General features: G+C 45.3%; 16 protein-coding genes and 1 tRNA gene. 13 read left to right on the top strand and 4 right to left on the bottom strand.

All coding sequences use genetic code 11. The features are described 5' to 3' along the window. The first annotated feature begins 12 nt into the window (after positions 1-12). The 6 genes from CUN85_RS00165 to nadA all read left to right on the top strand — a co-directional run bounded on the left by CUN85_RS00165 (position 13) and on the right by nadA (position 6,944). Complete coding sequence (locus CUN85_RS00165; RefSeq protein WP_135387780.1) at positions 13-2,205, top strand: elongation factor EF-2; 2,193 nt, start codon at positions 13-15, stop codon at positions 2,203-2,205. A 119-nt stretch (positions 2,206-2,324) separates the two neighbouring features. Beyond that, positions 2,325-3,596 carry a translation elongation factor EF-1 subunit alpha gene (gene tuf, locus CUN85_RS00160; protein WP_135387778.1) on the top strand — a complete coding sequence of 424 codons (1,272 nt, stop codon included), beginning with the start codon at positions 2,325-2,327 and terminating at the stop codon, positions 3,594-3,596. Between the two features lie 33 nt (positions 3,597-3,629). Beyond that, positions 3,630-3,941 carry a 30S ribosomal protein S10 gene (rpsJ, locus tag CUN85_RS00155; RefSeq protein ID WP_135387776.1) on the top strand — a complete coding sequence of 104 codons (312 nt, stop codon included), beginning with the start codon at positions 3,630-3,632 and terminating at the stop codon, positions 3,939-3,941. A 277-nt stretch (positions 3,942-4,218) separates the two neighbouring features. Then, positions 4,219-5,409 (top strand): NAD(P)/FAD-dependent oxidoreductase, encoded by a 1,191-nt coding sequence (locus tag CUN85_RS00150; RefSeq protein ID WP_135387774.1) that lies wholly within the window; start codon positions 4,219-4,221, stop codon positions 5,407-5,409. Positions 5,410-5,422: 13 nt separating this feature from the next. Beyond that, entirely contained in the window at positions 5,423-5,788 is a 366-nt protein-coding gene (locus tag CUN85_RS00145) for a DUF1641 domain-containing protein (protein ID WP_135387772.1), read from the top strand. A 223-nt stretch (positions 5,789-6,011) separates the two neighbouring features. Further along, positions 6,012-6,944 carry a quinolinate synthase NadA gene (gene nadA, locus CUN85_RS00140; RefSeq protein ID WP_235856132.1) on the top strand — a complete coding sequence of 311 codons (933 nt, stop codon included), beginning with the start codon at positions 6,012-6,014 and terminating at the stop codon, positions 6,942-6,944. Positions 6,945-6,977: 33 nt separating this feature from the next. Here nadA and CUN85_RS00135 read toward each other — a convergent pair whose 3' ends face one another. Continuing rightward, positions 6,978-7,724 carry a HesA/MoeB/ThiF family protein gene (locus CUN85_RS00135; protein WP_235856131.1) on the bottom strand — a complete coding sequence of 249 codons (747 nt, stop codon included), beginning with the start codon at positions 7,722-7,724 and terminating at the stop codon, positions 6,978-6,980. Positions 7,725-7,852: 128 nt separating this feature from the next. Between CUN85_RS00135 and CUN85_RS00130 the strand changes: the two genes are divergently transcribed. Genes CUN85_RS00130 through fdhD form a run of 3 tightly spaced genes read left to right on the top strand, consistent with a single transcriptional unit; the run spans position 7,853 to position 10,186 of the window. After that, entirely contained in the window at positions 7,853-8,176 is a 324-nt protein-coding gene (locus tag CUN85_RS00130; protein WP_135387771.1) for a transcriptional regulator, read from the top strand. Positions 8,177-8,211: 35 nt separating this feature from the next. Beyond that, positions 8,212-9,393, top strand: a complete 1,182-nt coding sequence (locus CUN85_RS00125) for an aminotransferase class V-fold PLP-dependent enzyme (RefSeq protein ID WP_135387769.1) — start codon at positions 8,212-8,214, stop codon at positions 9,391-9,393. Between the two features lies 1 nt (position 9,394). After that, positions 9,395-10,186 carry a formate dehydrogenase accessory sulfurtransferase FdhD gene (gene fdhD, locus CUN85_RS00120; protein WP_135387767.1) on the top strand — a complete coding sequence of 264 codons (792 nt, stop codon included), beginning with the start codon at positions 9,395-9,397 and terminating at the stop codon, positions 10,184-10,186. A 7-nt stretch (positions 10,187-10,193) separates the two neighbouring features. On the opposite strand, the gene thiS is transcribed toward fdhD, so the two are convergent. Continuing rightward, the gene (gene thiS, locus CUN85_RS00115) at positions 10,194-10,388 is read right to left on the bottom strand and encodes a sulfur carrier protein ThiS (RefSeq protein ID WP_135387765.1); all 195 of its coding nucleotides are present in this window, start codon (positions 10,386-10,388) and stop codon (positions 10,194-10,196) included. Positions 10,389-10,722: 334 nt separating this feature from the next. On the opposite strand from thiS, the gene CUN85_RS00110 reads away from it, so the two are divergent. Beyond that, positions 10,723-10,794, top strand: a tRNA-Arg gene (locus CUN85_RS00110). A gap of 220 nt (positions 10,795-11,014) precedes the next feature. Continuing rightward, positions 11,015-11,797: a helix-turn-helix transcriptional regulator gene (locus CUN85_RS00105; protein WP_135387763.1), complete on the top strand. Its 783-nt coding sequence runs from the start codon at positions 11,015-11,017 to the stop codon at positions 11,795-11,797. A 311-nt stretch (positions 11,798-12,108) separates the two neighbouring features. Here the strand turns inward: CUN85_RS00105 and CUN85_RS12875 are convergent, their stop codons facing one another. Then, the gene (locus CUN85_RS12875) at positions 12,109-12,267 is read right to left on the bottom strand and encodes a hypothetical protein (protein WP_167848737.1); all 159 of its coding nucleotides are present in this window, start codon (positions 12,265-12,267) and stop codon (positions 12,109-12,111) included. A 177-nt stretch (positions 12,268-12,444) separates the two neighbouring features. On the opposite strand from CUN85_RS12875, the gene CUN85_RS00100 reads away from it, so the two are divergent. Together CUN85_RS00100 and CUN85_RS00095 are read left to right on the top strand one after the other, a co-directional pair. Continuing rightward, the gene (locus CUN85_RS00100; RefSeq protein WP_135387761.1) at positions 12,445-13,131 is read left to right on the top strand and encodes an HAD family hydrolase; all 687 of its coding nucleotides are present in this window, start codon (positions 12,445-12,447) and stop codon (positions 13,129-13,131) included. 2 nt (positions 13,132-13,133) lie between these two features. Further along, on the top strand, positions 13,134-14,351 hold the full coding sequence (locus CUN85_RS00095; protein WP_135387759.1) for an NAD(P)/FAD-dependent oxidoreductase: 1,218 nt from the start codon (positions 13,134-13,136) through the stop codon (positions 14,349-14,351). On the opposite strand, the gene CUN85_RS00090 is transcribed toward CUN85_RS00095, so the two are convergent. Continuing rightward, complete coding sequence (locus CUN85_RS00090; protein ID WP_135387757.1) at positions 14,348-14,851, bottom strand: amino acid-binding protein; 504 nt, start codon at positions 14,849-14,851, stop codon at positions 14,348-14,350. The two genes, CUN85_RS00095 and CUN85_RS00090, sit on opposite strands and share 4 nt — an antisense overlap. Positions 14,852-14,915: the final 64 nt, after the last annotated feature.

Genomic DNA, 14,915 nt, shown 5'->3' with positions numbered 1-14,915 from the left:
AAGGGAATAAACATGGGTAGAAGAAAAAAGATGGTTGAGCGTGTCACAGCGCTTATGAACGAACCAGAAATGATCCGTAACATAGGCATTGTTGCACATATCGACCACGGCAAGACCACCTTGTCAGATAACATCCTTGCAGGTGCCGGCATGATCTCAAAGGAGCTTGCAGGCAGGCAACTCTTCATGGACTCAGATGAAGAGGAGCAGCAGAGAGGTATCACAATTGATTCGTCCAACGTTTCCATGGTACACACGTACGATGAAAAGGACTATCTTATCAATCTTATCGATACACCGGGTCACGTAGACTTCGGTGGTGACGTTACACGTGCAATGCGCGCTGTTGACGGAGCCGTAGTTGTCATTGATGCTGTCGAAGGTACAATGCCACAGACAGAGACCGTACTCAGGCAGGCACTCAAGGAACATGTCAAACCAGTATTGTTCATCAACAAGGTAGACCGCCTCATCAATGAGCTCAAGGTAGATTCACAGGAGATGCAGATCAGGCTCGGAAAGCTGATCGACCATGTGAACAAACTCATCAAGGGAATGAACGAAGAACGTTACAAAGCAGGGTGGAGAGTCGATGCTGCAGAAGGTACCGTTGCATTTGGTTCAGCACTATACAATTGGGCCATCAGTGTTCCCATGATGCAGAAGACCGGGATCACATTCAATGATGTTTATAATTACTGCCGTGAAGAGGACATGCAGGCTCTCGCTGATCAGTGTCCCCTCCATGAAGCTGTAAACGACATGGTCATCAGATTCCTTCCCAGCCCGATCCAGGCACAGGAAGACAGGGTCAGTGTAATCTGGCATGGCGACAAGAGTACGCCGATCGCAAAGTCGATGAAAGATGCAGATGCCAAGGGAGACCTTGCATTCATGGTCACTGACATCTCCATGGACCCGCATGCAGGAGAAGTTGCAACCGGAAGACTGTTCAGTGGTTCACTTTCCCGTGGTATGGAAGTATACGTATCAGGAGCTGCAAAGAAGAACCGGATTCAGCAGGTCGGTATCTTCATGGGCCCGGAAAGGCTTGAAGTAGAGAAGATCCCTGCAGGCAATATTGCAGCAGTGACAGGTCTTAAGGATGCGATGGTCGGTTCCACGGTAACCACGCTTGACGGCATGGCACCGTTCGAAAGCATTAAACATGCAAGCGAACCTGTAGTTACAGTCGCTGTGGAAGCAAAGCATATGAAGGACCTTCCAAAGCTTGTCGATGTACTGCGGCAGGTAGCAAAGGAAGACCCGACCCTTAGTATCACCCTCGATGAAGAGACAGGTGAGCACCTGATGGCCGGCATGGGTGAACTTCACCTTGAGGTCATTGCACACAGGATCCAGCGTGACAAGAATGTCGAGATCACAACCACACCACCTATTGTGGTGTACCGTGAGACCATCCGTGGTAGTGCAGGTCCTGTTGAAGGGAAGTCACCAAACAGGCACAACAGGTTCTATGTAACAGTAGAGCCACTCGAGGAAAATGTAAGGGAACTTATCCGCAACGGCGATATCTCAATGCGCATGCCTGAACTCGAGCGCAGGGAAAAGCTCATGGCAGCCGGAATGGGGAAGGATGAGGCAAAGGGTATTGCAGACATCATTGAGAGTAACATTTACATCGATATGACCAAGGGTATCCAGCACCTCAACGAGACTATGGAGCTCATCCTTGAAGGATTTGTAGAGGTCATGAAGGCAGGACCCCTCTCAAGGGAACCATGTATGGGTGTCAAAGTAAAGCTTGTCGATGCAAAGCTGCACGAAGATGCGGTACACAGAGGTCCTGCACAGGTCATCCCCGCATCAAGGCAGGCTATACAGGCCGCAATGCTCATGGCAGATGACACGCTCCTGGAACCATACCAGAAGGTATTCATCCAGGTACCTCAGGACCAGATGGGAGGAGCTACCAAGGAGATCCAGGGGCGCCGTGGAATCATCATCAACATGACATCTGAAGGTGACATGACAATAATCGAGTCCAAAGCACCTGTAGCAGAATTGTTCGGTTTTGCAGGAGACATAAGGTCTGCAACAGAAGGACGTGCAATGTGGAGTACTGAGTTTGCAGGATTTGACACACTGCCCACAAACCTCAACAGTGAGGTCGTCGGTTCCATCAGAGAGAGAAAGGGATTGAAGAAGGAACTCCCACAAGCATCTGACTACCTGAGCCAGTGATTGTGGGAAACTGCAGCATTGGCTGCAAATCCCTTTTCGTCAGAAAGGTTTAAACGTGAAAACAACTATTAGGACAAATCAAATTGAAGTATTTATAAATCAAGAAAGGAGATATTAAAATGGCAGCTGATAAACCACACATGAACTTAGCGGTTATCGGTCATATTGACCACGGCAAGTCCACACTTGTCGGTAGATTGATGTTTGAGACAGGAGCAGTACCTGCTCATATGATCGAGAAGTATAAAGCAGAAGCAAGAGAAAAAGGAAAAGAATCATTTGCTTTTGCATGGGTAATGGACTCCCTCAAAGAAGAACGTGAGAGAGGTATTACAATTGATATCGCACACAAAAGATTCGACACTGACAAATACTACTTTACGATCGTGGACTGTCCGGGACACCGTGATTTTGTAAAGAACATGATTACCGGTGCATCCCAGGCTGATGCAGCGATCCTTGTAGTAGCAGCACCAGATGGTGTAATGGCTCAGACAAAGGAGCACGTGTTCCTTTCCAGAACCCTCGGTATCAACCAGCTCATTATTGCTGTAAACAAGATGGATGCAGCAAACTACAGCGAGGAAAGGTACGAGCAGGTAAAGAAAGATGTAAGCCAGCTTCTTGGAATGGTAGGATTCAAGGCTAGTGATATCCCGTTCATCCCAACCTCAGCATTCGAGGGAGACAACATAAAGGAAGCAAGCAAGAATACTCCATGGTACAACGGCCCATCTATTCTTGAGTCACTTGATGATCTTAAGGAGCCAGAGAAACCAGACAAACTCCCACTCAGGATCCCTGTACAGGATGCATACACAATCTCAGGTATCGGAACCGTGCCAGTAGGCAGAGTAGAGACCGGTATTATGAAGAAAGGTGAAACCGTAATCTTCAACCCAAGCGGTGTTAGTGGAGAGGTAAAATCCATCGAAATGCACCATGAAGAAGCTCCACAGGCAGGACCTGGCGATAACATCGGATGGAACGTAAGAGGCGTAGGTAAGAACGATGTCCGCAGAGGAGATGTCTGTGGCCCGGCCGCAAATCCACCATCCGTTGCAGATGAGTTCACCGCACAGATCGTAGTGCTCCAGCACCCATCCGCAATCACGGCTGGTTACACACCTGTGTTCCACTGCCACACTGCACAGACTGCATGCACACTTATCGCGCTTAACAAGAAGCTCGATCCAAAATCCGGTCAGGTAAAGGAAGAGAATCCAACCTTTATTAAAGCCGGAGATGCAGCAATCATCACTGTAAAGCCAAGCAGACCAATGGTAATCGAGCCAGTCAAGGAAATCCCACAGCTCGGAAGATTCGCTATCCGTGATATGGGCATGACCATTGCAGCTGGCATGTGCATGAGTGTCTCACAGAGAAAGTAAGATACTCACATTTCCTTTTTTTAGGAGACGAACATGTCACAGAAAGCAAGAATAAGATTATCAGGAATCAGTCCGGTAAACCTGGATGGAGTTTGCGATCAGGTAAAAGCTATTGCAGACAGAACAGGTGTCAGTATGTCAGGACCGGTTCCCCTACCCACTAAGAAGATGGTGGTACCTGTCAGAAAAAGTCCAAGTGGTGACGGAACCGCATCATGGGACCACTGGGAAATGCGCGTACACAAGAGGCTCATCGACATAGCAGCCGACGAACGTGCACTCAGGCAGCTCATGCGCATTCAGGTCCCAAAGGACATCAACATCGAGATAGTATTACAGAACTAAAAAACGTATAGTTATTGCCACAATAACTATACATCTTATCATGTTACAGAGCATTCTGTAACACCCCAATCTTCTTTTGAATTTTTTAACAAGGACGCCAGTTTTTATAAATTGAATTGAACTTTGCAAATTTGATCAGGCTTAGTTCACAATGTTAAACTGCTGTAATTTCTAAATTCCGTACGTACTTCAATTCTGTTAAATATAACTGCTGAAATACATCAGTAACGTAACTAATATATCAAGTGAAAACTCAGTGAAAACTGGGGTGATATTTATGACAGAACGGGTACTGATATTAGGGGCGGGCTATGCCGGATCGGTAGTAGCAAATGTACTGGCCAGAGAGTTCAGGAACAGGATTGCAAAAGAAGAATTAGAAATAATAATTCTTGACAGAAATGACACGAATATAAACCAGGGCGGTTTTACTTTTATACCCTTCGAGCTTTACACGCCCGAAGACATCACAAGACCAAGAAAGAAACTTATAAGCCCCAGAGTAAAGTCTTTTTACGGCAGGAATGGCGAGATTACAGCAGTAGATCTTCACAATAAAGAAGTAACTGTCAAGAGCGATAAGAAGTATAGCTATGACTATCTTGTTATTGCAATGGGCTGCAGAGCTGATATTGATGCAGTTCCGGGCCTTGCAGATGATCTGAACACTTTCTACACATCCATAGAGGATGCTTTCAAAGTAAGGGACCTGGTAAAGAACATTAATGGCGGAAGGATTGTGGTCTCTGTTGCTTCTATGCCTGTTCCGTGTCCGGGCGCACCTGTAAAATTCACTTTCATGCTTGAGAGCTACCTGCGTAATTTCAGGAAGAACAGGGACGATGTACAACTGACCCTTGCCTGGCCCATGGAGCCTATAGGACCACCGGAATTCAACAAACTAGTGACCGGACAATTAAAAGAAAAGAACATAGAGGTCATAAGGACTTTCCAGCTTGCCAGTGTCGATGCAGCCAAAAAGGAATTGACATCAAAGAACGGGGACACAATCAACTATGACCTGCTGATAACCGTTCCTCCGCATAAGGCACCCCAGGTACTGATAGATTCAGGCCTTGCGGATGATAAAGGATGGTTATCTGCAGATAAGGCCACCCTCCAGTATCGCGGTTCTGCAGGGAACTTTGATGATGTGTACGTACTTGGCGACCTCGGCCCCGCCGATATTCTTAAGACGGGGATCGGAGCCCACTATCAGGCAATTGCAGTGAGTCAGAACCTGATCAATGATATCCGCGGAAACCGTATCAAAACTCCTTATGAGGGAGAAACAGGATGTCCGATCGTCACTGAACTTGAGTCTCCTTCCACACAGGGGAGAGGCTATATTGCCACCTGGAAGTACGGTGTGCCTCCCGAACCCTTTACAACCACAAAAATGGGCTGGTTCCTGTACCGAATGTATTACCATATACACTGGGACATCAGTGTAAAGGGACTATTCTGAGGAGGAAAAGAATATGACAGACGGAACTAGTGCAAACCAGATATCAGGAATCGAAATAACACCAGCTGATGTTGAAGCTGTTTTAGACCTTGTGCGAACAACAAAAATCCTGCAGGACTACATGAACGACCAGACTGCCCACGGGATCGCCGGACTCATGACAACCGTGTTAAAGATCACAAACACCGTCATGAGCACAGATCTTGTTGACATCATGGAAAGGGGACTGCAGGACCCCCAGCTCGATAAAGCTCTCCTGAATCCACCAAAGGTAGGCGTCAGTGGACTGTACAGGCAGATGCAGAATGAGGATTTCCAGAAAGGGCTCGGAATCATGCTGGAATTATTAAAAGCAATTGGCAGGGCATCCAGTGATTGAAATGCTCCGGCTTCCACATAATATCGGTGGAAACCATATTTTAACCGGAATCCTTAATATATTCAGAAGAATCACTGCGATCTTTCACAAAGAAAATCCGGATACCCGTCAATATGTATAAATACAGATAAAAGCAATGGAAACTACTCACAATTGTGAATCCGGTCTTGAGCAACCGGGTATTTACATATTGATACGATAAAAACCTAACAAAGGTCAATCCATGGATGACATTAACAAGATTACTTATGATCCGGACCGGATGAGAAAGGAGATAAACAGTCTCAAAGAGCAAAAAAATGCGATTATACTTGCCCACAACTACCAGGTAGCAGAAGTACAGGATATAGCTGATTTCACAGGGGATTCACTGGAACTTGCACGCAAAGCGGCTACCCTGGATAATGATGTTATTGTTTTTTGCGGGGTCGATTTTATGGCCGAGACTGCAGCCATCCTCTCACCTGATAAGGCAGTCCTGCTGCCGGCCGCTGAAGCTAACTGTCCCATGGCAGATATGATCAGCGCCGGAGAACTGAGGGTCCTGAAAGAAAGATTCCCTGATGCAGCAGTCGTATGTTATGTCAACACCACAGCAGAGGTCAAAGCAGAGAGTGATATCTGCTGTACTTCTTCAAATGCTGTGAAGGTAGTGGAATCACTGGATGAGGACAGGATTATTTTTGTCCCGGATAAAAATCTCGGATCCTATGTTTCCAGATTCAGTGATAAAGAAATACTTCCCTGGGAAGGGTTCTGTTTTGTACATGACAGGATCACCCCGCAAGACGTAAAAGAGGCTCGTAACCTGCATCCTGAAGCAGAAGTACTTGTTCATCCCGAATGCAGGGCAGAGGTCATTGACCTTGCAGATGGTGTATATTCTACATCAGGAATGATCAGACATGTCTGTTCAAGTCCGGGCAAGGAGTTCATAATAGGCACAGAGATAGGCATACTCCACAGAATGAAAAAGGAATGCCCTCAAAAGACATGCTACCCGCTGTCCTCTCAGGCCATATGCACAAATATGAAAAAGACCGATCTGAATAAAGTATATAATTCTCTTAAAGATCTCACACCACAGGTAGTGGTCCCCGAAGAGATAGCTGACAGAGCACGTAAGGCCATAATCAGAATGCTTGAAGTCCGTTAAGTCGGATTTGCTCATTCGCAGCAGGAAGCAAGATCAGCTTTTATCCGAATAACTGCTGCATATGATACAGTCACATCTTTTTTTGAATTTTAAGTATTCAATTTCCGCGGAAAGACCGTTCCAGATCAGCAGCCTGTCAGTAAGCATTTCACCTGTTCCCACGAGGTACTTTATTACTTCGTTCGCCTGTACCATGGCAATGAGCCCTGCGGTCACACCTACGACAGGAAATATCTCACCCGGGGGCGCGGAAGGAAAAAGACAATTAAGACAGGCGGTCTTTCCCGGGATGATCGTTGTAGCCTGCCCGTCAAAACCCCGGACAGCACCATGGATCAGCGGAATGCCCTTCTCTTGTGCCACTTGATTGAGAAGATAACGTGTGGAATAGTTGTCCATGGCATCCACTATAACATCAGCATCGGCAATGAGTTCAGAAACATTTGATATATCTATGATCTTAGTAAATACATCCACATCAATATCCGGGTTTATGGAACGAAGCTTCTCTTCAATGGATAACACTTTTTCTTTTCCGATATCCGTTTCCCAGTGAAGCACCTGCCTGTTAAGATTGGAGCGATCGACCACATCCTTGTCAACCATTTTCAGATTACCCACTCCCGCAACGGCAAGATACAGTGCTATCGGGCACCCGAGACCCCCTGCACCTGCAATGAATACATTTGCATTTTTCAGGTGTTGTTGCCCGTTCTCACCAAAAAGCATTATCTGCCGGGAATAGCGTTCCAGTTCCTGCTCGCTTAACATGTTTCCCATTTTCCCTTCAAGGCACAAAAACCTGCTCCTGCACATATTGCAAAAGGTACTTTAACCTATAGAAGTAATCCGCAATTGCTGATCAGTTCCGGGAACAGATATTTAAAATCAGAATATGAGTAGATATTATGAAATTACCCTGCCAGATGATAGTCTGGGATATTCTTCCCGCTATAAGAGCAGCAATTGCAGAAGAGCTTGTGAACTGTGGCCTGAGTCAGCAGGACATCGCAAAAGAACTTGATATGGCACCATCGGCAGTCTCACAGTATCTTTCTAAAAAGAGAGGATACAGAATCGTGTTCGAGGATGACGTCAAAGAAACTATTCACCTCCTGGCGATGGATATGAAAGATAAACGCGTGGACAACCTTTCTGTCAGGATATGCCATATATGCATGCAAATGCGTGAGGAAGACCAAAAGTGCATGGGCAGTGGAAACGAAAAATAATACTGTACATGTGATCTACCGAGAGGGGATACTTAATGGATATTGATCTTATAAGAGAGGATTTTCCACTCCTCGACAATATTGCCTATCTTGACAATGCCGCAACAAGCCTTTCCCCTGAGCCTGTGATCCGTGCCATGAATGAATTCGAACGGCATTACCGCTCAAATGTGGGCAGAGGAGTCCACCGGCTGACCACCATTGCAACACAACGCTACTGGGACTCCCACATAAAAGTAGCAGAGTTGATTGGCGGAGAAGATGGTACCACTGTACTTACCAAGAACACGACCGAAGCTATCAATATGGTTGCCTGCGGGCTCGAGTGGCATAGTGGCGACAATATTGTGACAACTGTACTGGAACACCATTCGAATTTCCTCCCCTGGGTTCACCTTCGTAAGAAAGGGATTGGAGTGTCCACCATTGAACCATTCCCCGACGGCATGATAGATATCAGTGCATTTGAGTCTGCGATCAATGAGAACACCGGACTTGTGGCCCTCACGCACGCTTCCAACGTCCTTGGGAACGTCCTGCCAGTAAAAGAGATAGCATCAATATGCCAGGAGCACGGTGCGAGACTGTTGATAGATGGCGCACAGTCGGTGCCTCATATATCTGTAGATGTAAAGAAAACAGGATGTGATTATTTCTGCTTTTCAGGGCACAAGATGCTCGGACCCACCGGTACGGGAATACTCTGGATGAAGGAGACAGATATTGATCCCCTCCTGCTTGGAGGCGGGGCCATCGACAAAGTATCCCTTGACAGTTACACCCTTGCCGAAGGTTACCAGCGTTACGAGGCCGGAACGCCCAATATTGCAGGCATGATCGGACTTGGGTATGCTGTTGACTACCTGAGAAAAGTAGGCATGGATAACATCGAAAGACATGAGAAGAAACTCACGGAAAAGGTCATTCACGGACTTGAAGACATGGAACAAGTACATGTTTACGGCCCTGTTGAAAAGAGTGCAAGGATAGGTGTTGTTTCTTTCAACATTGAAGGCATGCATCCGCACGAAGTATCACACATACTTGATGAGGGCTCAGATATGATCACAAGGTCAGGGGAACATTGCTGCCATCCGCTCATGGAATACATGGGGCTTCCCAACGGCACGGTACGCATAAGTATGTACCTGTATAACACAGAAGAGGAGATAGACCTCCTCCTGGCTACCATTGAAGAGATCACCCGGAGACTATGAAATGTTCAGAGACCTACCTTGTATCAAAGCAGAAGGAGAATCATTCTCAACTGATCTGCATCCGGTCATAGAAGAGATACCGCTTGCTGTCAGTGTCAACGGCCGACATGTCCTGACTGCTATGACAAGTCCTGTGATGTTCAGGGAATTCATTATTGGTTTTCTCTATACCGAGCGCATAATCAGGAGTATCGAAGAGATAGAATCCATTCGCTTCGAAGGTAACAGTGTCAGCGTCCTCACAACAGAGCCTTTCAAGATACTCACTTCACAAAAAACGGTGCTTAGCGGATGCGGTGGAAGCATGTCGTTCCTTGATATTGAAAAACTTCCGGAGATAGATTCGAACCTGTCACTTAGTACTGAAAATATCAGAACTACCGTGAAGGAAGCACTTGAATCCGAACTGCATGTAAAGACAGGAGGCATACACGTTGTAGGACTGTATGACACAAAGGGAAGGATTGCCGTAGTGGAGGATATCGGCCGGCATAACGCACTTGACCGCGTGATAGGATATGCTCTGGAACAGAAGATAGACCTATCCGGGACATATGTGATATGTTCAGGGCGCATTTCCTCAGAAATGGTCCGAAAATGCCTTGTAGCAAATATACCCGTAATCGTGTCCAGAGGTGCCACCACTACACTTGCTATTAGTATAGCAAGGGCCAGAGGCCTTACTATCATTGGTTTTGTGAGGGGGAAAAAGATGAATATATATTCTGGAGGGAAACGCGTGTCAGATATTCCTTCCAGGGATATCAGTTATCTTGAGAAAGATCAAGGATGAGCCAGGCTCAACCTCCAAAAACAACATGAATTATGCGGATCTCATCACTATTGCAGAGTACGTAATCCTCAGGAATTATTTCACCGTCCAGTACCACAAGTACTTCACCCTGGCTGATCTTAAGGGACTGCAGGAGTTTTTCAACAGTCAGATGTCCAATTTCCAGTTCTTCTGTTTTTCCGGAATGTAGCGTAACTTTCATAAACTTTACAACTCACAGGAACATAGGATTTCTCAAACATGAAAAGATCAGGGACCGGTATTCGGATTCTAACAGAAATCAGATCACCCTGCCGGCAGTTGAATTGCGGTTCACCATCCAGATAATGATTCACAATTGTGACACAACAAATATACAGGTATGTTACTTAAAAGCTGCGCGGGTAAGGATAACAGTTATTTAAAGCTGCCAACAGTACGAATTTAGCCTTTGATGTTACAAAACTTCTGGAAATCATATCTTTAGTCTGAAAGCACTATGCATCAAATTTATCTTCAATGACCGTATTAGGAAACTGCATAGGATCTATTTTAGAGGACCTGTAGTGTAGAGGATATCACTTGAGCCTCCGGAGCTTAGAACCCGGGTTCAATTCCCGGCGGGTCCGTAATACATCTCCGGTCATGCGAACATGGCCATAACTATCATAACAGGCCATTGTACATCCCATATAACCAGTAGCCTCTTAAATTATTAATAAGAGAGGAATGGCTTTTTGCAATCATTTATATGCATGCAAGACCAAATAGAGATGGGGGTTTAGAACGAGGTCTTCCTTACTTGATACTATATTTCTTTCGGAAAAAAGGAAGAATCTGTTATTATTCTTGAAAGAGGGTCCAAAAACAAAAGAAGTAATAAAGGATTTTTTCGATTTTCCCTGGAAATCCATGATACCGCAGGTGAAAAAGTTACTTGAGTGGAATCTGGTGAGCTATGACAGGGATACCTATGCCCTTACACCAACAGGAGAAGCTATAGTAGAGAACATGGAAAAACTCCTGATGAGCCTGAATGTGCATGAGAAGAATATGGATTACTGGATCGACCATGATCTTAGCCCCATACCCAAAGATCTGCTCCACAGAATAGGAGAACTGGGTGCATGTGAAGTTCTGGAACCAAACCTTCCGAGCATTTTTGAACAACAGGAGGAGATGCTCAAGAGGATCGACGGTTCAAGTCATATATCAACATTGATCTCCATATACCATCCTTCCTATCTTCTGCCATATTCCAGTTTTCTGGAACAGGGTGTTGATGTGAATGTGATAATGACAGAACAGGTATATAACATACTAAAAGGTGATACGCATTCAGACATTACTGTTTCGTCCAGTGAGAATACCCTGTCACAGTCGCTAAAAAGAGAGTATAAAAAAGAGATAGAAATACTTTTCAAGAACGGTAACTCTCATATTTCCATCTACAGACAAGCCGTAAAACCTGTCAGTATTACTGTAAGCGACCAATGCATGTCCTTCTCACTGCTGGATAAGAACGGCAGGTATACAAACCGCATTATCCTGAGTTCTGAACCAACTGCCATTGCCTGGGGCGAAGAACTTTTCCAGTATTACAAGAAAAGGTCCGATATCCTGAACGACTAGAGCCTGACCTATGATCATCCCGGGGGCAGGGCTTCCAAACATCTTGCTCTGTCAGCTAAAGTTTTTGAAGCACCTGTGATAGGTGCTTCAGTGGTCAGTACACACCCTTTGTAAAAGTTAGTTGGTTGAGGTTGTCAAGATGTGTACATGTAATAGTAGGATTTATTCGTATATAACCAAACCTTCTATTACGTTATATAAGGAAGTAGAATAGTATAAAAGCAGAGGATTGGCAAATGGAAATAGAATATTCCCAGAGCTTTTTCTCCCGGACATATCATTTTAAAGAGATCATTGGATACCTGCCTAATTCAATTAGTTCTTTTGTTCGGAGATACACGTATGAAAGCCTGCCCGCAAGCAGAATAGAAACCCTCTTTAACATATTCTTTTGCATCATCATCAGATATCGGAGCTTGGTGTGTTGCTCCTTTGTTCTTGTTTATGGTGGAGTTTGCTTCTGTAGCCAATGTGTGCCCTCCTGGCAAAAGATTTTCTGCTAGAAAATCCTTGTATATATTATAAAAATTAAATATATAAAATTTTTGCTGTTAAAATTACCAAAGTTAACAAGTATATTGAATATATATCTGAAAACTATTGACCTAAAGCAGAGTAAGAAGATGCCTATAAAGCAACTGAAAAAAATGAATGAAAACAGCAGCATCAAAGGTATTATTTTTGACATGGACAATACGCTGTTCGATCTAGTAGAAGCAAAGATATTTGCCTGCTCAGCTGTTGTACAGTATCTGGAAAAGGGGAATTCTCACGAACTGTTTGGATATTTCCGCAGAGGAAAGCATGGATTTGAAAGCACTGAAAACATCAGTGATTATATGAAAGATAGTGGTTTTTTCTCCGAAAAGAACTTTCTTGAATGCTGCAGTATATATGAGAAAGAAAAGATTCGTTCAGTTAAGCTTTACCCGGGCGTGAGGGAAACTATCCAGAAACTGAGATCAATGAATATTATGCTGAGTATCCTTACGGATGCGGAAATGAAGAACGCAAGACCACGCCTGGAAAAGGTAGAACTGTTCGATTCCTTTGACTCCCTTTTCACCTATGACATCACAGGATGGAAGAAACCTTCACACAGAACATTCATACATGCCCTGGACTCGATGGGACTCCAGCCTCAAGAAACACTTTTTGTAGGGGACAGCCTGGTTAGGGATATTGTACCTTCAAAACAGTTGGGCATGCTGGCAGCATATGCGATCTATGGTGACAGGAACCCTGAAAAGGACAGAGATAACATCATGGAAAGACCCGACCATGTGCTCAGGAGTTTCAATGACATACTTGACCTGATCAGGAACGGGATATAAAAATGAAGAATACCGATTATGATGTCGTTGTTGTAGGAGCAGGACCCGTGGGCTCCACAGCCGCAAGATATGCTGTGAACAACGGCGCAACTGTACTGATGATAGAAGACCATGCATCCATAGGTTCGCCTGTAGGGTGTACGGGCCTCTTGAGCACAAGAGCTCTATCCGAGTGTGAGGTCCTCCCTTCTGACAGTTTTGTCCTGAATAAGGTACGCGGTGCTTTCGTATACCCGATGAGTGGTGCCTGTCTTCCAATAGACGGGAAAGAGACAAAGGCATATGTCGTGTCAAGAAAGAACTTTGACAGGACCCTGGCTTCAATGGCACTTGATAGTGGAGTAGAACTGAAACTCAACACAAGGGCTACTGGCCTTGATAACATAGATGGTGTTCAGAAGCTCTCAATTATAGAAAATGGCCAGCCAGGAGAGATCAGGGCAAAAGTAGTGATTGGTGCCGATGGTGTGCGCAGTCGTGTAGCAAGGATGGCAGGACTCGGACAGGTCAAGAAAATACTTCCGGGCATACAGATCGAGGCCCCTTATAAATCCCCTGATGTGGATTATGTGGAATTGTTCGTTGGCTCACAGGCCCCGGGGTTCTTTGGCTGGACAGTCCCTGTCAATGAAAATATTTCCCGTATAGGGCTGGCCATTGACTGCAGGGCCGATGAGAATGTCCGGACATATCTGGACAGAATGCTGAAGAATAATGATCATATTGCCTCACGGTACGAGGGAGGGCATCTTGACCTTGTGATAGGCGGCATACCCCTTGGACCCCCGGACAAGACATATGCTGAAGGTACACTCATTACAGGGGATGCAGCAGGACAGGTCAAGCCCACATCCGGAGGAGGAATATACACAGGTGTTGCCTGTGCCAGAATAGCAGGTGAGGTTGCTGCAAGGGCTGCACTTGAGGAAGACAATTCAGCTCAACGGCTTGCCGAGTATGATTGCAGGTGGAGGGCAAAAATTGGCAGGGAACTTGCCATAGGAATGAACATACATAACTTTATAGGAGGACGTTCGGACTCCGAAATGGATGAGCTCATTGCTTCAATGAACAAGCCACCTATACTTGACACCATCACCACCTACGGCGATATGGACCACCCATCTATAGTCATTAAAAAACTGTTGAGACCATCTAATTCAAGGCATCTCTTAGGAGTGTTCAGGGCCTTCGCAAAGACTGTGCTCTGGCATTCCTAATAGATGCTCACACCCCTGACGGATTCAAGGGCAAGGAGTTCTTCAACAATACTACCTGGAACCTTTGTATCGGTTATTATTGTCAGTCGTGGTTCCGTCGTAAAAAAAGGATCATCTGAAACTGCCTGTCTGATGCTAATATTGTGACGTGCGATGACCGTGGATACCTCTGAGATAATACCTTTGTGAACTGCATCGTCCGGTGTGATTATTATGACTCCGAGGTCAAGCAACGGAGCGACGTCACGCAGGAAAGGAATGGACCTTACATTCTGGAATATATTCCTTAAAGTATCATCGGATAGTATAGCCTCTGTCGTTGAGTCCACAACACGCCTGTCAACACCTGCTTCCTTTGCAAGCTGAGTATGGGCCACCTCGATAGCACCTGATATAACCTTTCCTTCATCGTTCACCTGAAAACCGCGCTCGAACAAAAGTCTCAGTACTTTTTGTTGTGCCGGATGTTTTTCAAATTTCTTGAGTAGTATACTCCACATAATCATCATGTAATCCTTGAAAGTATTAAGATTTAAGGTTAGTTCGTCCCTCATAACAGTACAT

Origin of the sequence: Methanolobus halotolerans (genome assembly GCF_004745425.1) — an archaeon.
GTDB lineage: Archaea > Halobacteriota > Methanosarcinia > Methanosarcinales > Methanosarcinaceae > Methanolobus > Methanolobus halotolerans.
Note: the sequence above shows the minus strand (reverse complement) of the source record. Positions and strands in the feature narration are given on the sequence as shown.